Source organism: Novipirellula sp. (assembly GCF_041583735.1).
Taxonomy (GTDB): Bacteria; Planctomycetota; Planctomycetia; order Pirellulales; family Pirellulaceae; genus Novipirellula.
This window is the reverse complement of sequence record NZ_JBFHFD010000939.1, coordinates 1-2,369: the sequence shown is the minus strand read 5'-3', so window position 1 is coordinate 2,369 and position 2,369 is coordinate 1. Positions and strand designations below refer to the sequence as shown.

Sequence of the window (2,369 nt, the reverse complement as noted above, 5' to 3'; positions counted from 1 at the left end):
CGGAGAAAGCTTTCCAAAACCCTCGCCACCGGTGGTGCGATACTTGCCATTGAGTGATGAGATCCAAACCCGTTCACATATTTTGGGTTTGCCCTCTTCATTGAGCATGCTGTTGAGCAACGGAACCGTCGCTGGATCCTCACCGATAAAATCGATCGTCGAGATCGCCCCCGTCCCCACGACGATCGCACCAAAATCTGGTTTCAGTATTCGCCGAAGCCTTGCCTCAGTGAACCCCTCTGCCAATAAATTCAGCCGGACTGGTTTTTCACTGCCCTGTTATGGAGATGGCAATGGCTTCCCAAATCGATGTGTTTCACGAGTGTTTTGATCAGGTCGGCGACCCGCGAGTCGCGGGCCGGACGATCCATCCACTCAACTCGATTCTGTTCTTGGTTGTCTCGGCGGTCATCGCAGGCGCGGACGGACCTGATGAGATCGAAAGCTTCGGTGGTGAGAAGCTGGATTGGCTGTCCAAATTCGCAGACTTCGAAGCCGGGATCCCTTCTCACGATACCATCACGCGAGTGTTGTCCCTGATCCAACCAGCCGAGTTTCAGAAGGCGCTGCTTCAATGGCACGCTCATCTCTGCGAGATTAATTGGGACCACGCCAGCAAGGACGACAATCGTCCCGTTCACGTTGCGATCGATGGCAAGACGGTGCGCGGATCCTATACCGATGCAGAGAAATCTGATGCGATTCATATCGTCAGTGCCTGGGCGACCGAAAATGGTGTCACGCTTGGACAAACCGAGGTCGACTCAAAGTCCAACGAAATCACGGCAATTCCCGAATTGCTCGATCTAATCGACTTGCGCAATTCAATCGTGACGCTCGATGCCATGGGATGCCAAAAGTCGATTGCTGAAAAGATCGTCGAGGGAGGTGGCGACTATCTGTTCGCTGTCAAAGACAACCATCCCAAGCTCTGTGCTGCCATCGCCGAGCACTTTGAGATGGCCCATAACGATGGGCTCACAGCCCACGGTGTTCGGGCAATGACGACCACGGGAAAGCAGGCCGCACGTGAAGAGGAACGCTTCTATGCGACCTGCCCAATTCCAAAAGCACTTCGCGAACTGACCGACCAGTGGAAAGGAGCAAAAAGTATCTGCCAAGCGAATACCTGCACGACTCGTGGTGACCGGCAATCAAGCGATGTTCGCTACTACATTTCGAGCCGACCGGCGCGGGTGCATGAATTCTCAAATTGTGCTCGTAGCCATTGGAGTATAGAGAGCATGCACTGGGTCCTCGATGTCGTGTTTCATGAGGACTCCAGTCGGCTCCGAACCAAGAACGCGACATCGAACATGAGCTTCGCTCGTCGGTTTGTCACGACGCTTCTCAAGCGAGACACTCGGAAGAAGAGCCTCAGACGGAAACGCAAAATCGCAGGCTGGAACACCGAATTCCTTGAGAAACTCCTGTTTGCAGCCTAATTTTGGTGCGATCGTCGTGCCGCAGATACCACCCCAAAGTAACACGATGCAAAAAGTCCAAAGTACGTGAAGCTACGATCCGCTAGATCATGTTTGAACGAGGAGGCAATAGTCACCAATGTGAAAAACACACCGATCAAAACCAAGGATAGTAGGCTGTCACTATTCTGCAATTTGTGGGATTTTGAAGTCATCTGATCAACTGTGAAAATCTAATAACTCGTTCGCTGCGAACTGCTATTTGTTCCCATGTGTTATTGCAGGGCGAACTAGCGTGTCTGAGTACCCATCGATATACCGGTGGGCCAATGATGCGAATTACACAGCCGGCACATGCCACCTTTGCGGCTTGCCGATGGATCCAAGGCAAATTACCTACATAGTAAGTCATGCACTCTTCCCAGCTGTCATCAAAGGTCTCGTTCGCACCTATGCAGGTCAGTGCCCCTGGACCAAGTACCGCGGCGCAGTTTCCACATGTAAGTGCCCAAGTCTGCCAACGTTCCCCGCGAGGATCTACGCGAAGGACAGGAGAACAACCACAGTATTCGAACAAGTTCCAGCGACTCCCATCAAAACTAATCGGATCTCTGGAGCAGAACCGTCCAGCGATCGAGTCGTACATGCGGGCGCGGTAGTGGTACAGGTCGAGGACGTCGTCGTACTCGCGGCCGGTGTACGTGTAGCGGTTACTTTCGGCGGTCGACGTGCGTGCAGTTCCGCTTCCGTCGAAGATCGAGAGATTGCCGTACGCGTCATACGCGTAGCGCTCCTTGATCGTGCCGCTCGAATCGGTCAGCGCGGTGATGCTGTACTGTTGGCCGCAAGGGTAGTAACGCACGAGGTTCTCGGACGACATGCCACTTTCCGGAGATGCTTTGTTGGACGCACACGTTCTTGAGCGATTCGTGATGCAGCTATCAT

At 53.3% G+C, this 2,369-nt stretch carries 3 protein-coding genes; 1 reads left to right on the top strand and 2 read right to left on the bottom strand.

The window, feature by feature from the left end; all coding sequences use genetic code 11:
* Positions 1 to 246: hypothetical protein (locus ABX962_RS34815; RefSeq protein WP_372726252.1), on the bottom strand; the 246-nt coding region annotated here is incomplete at its 3' end.
* A gap of 35 nt (positions 247 to 281) precedes the next feature.
* On the opposite strand from ABX962_RS34815, the gene ABX962_RS34810 reads away from it, so the two are divergent.
* A complete protein-coding gene (locus ABX962_RS34810; protein WP_372726251.1) occupies positions 282 to 1,445 on the top strand; it encodes an ISAs1 family transposase in 1,164 nt (387 codons plus the stop codon).
* Positions 1,446 to 1,635: 190 nt separating this feature from the next.
* On the opposite strand, the gene ABX962_RS34805 is transcribed toward ABX962_RS34810, so the two are convergent.
* Positions 1,636 to 2,304 (bottom strand): RHS repeat-associated core domain-containing protein, encoded by a 669-nt coding sequence (locus tag ABX962_RS34805; protein WP_372726253.1) that lies wholly within the window; start codon positions 2,302 to 2,304, stop codon positions 1,636 to 1,638.
* Between the last annotated feature and the right edge of the window lie 65 nt (positions 2,305 to 2,369).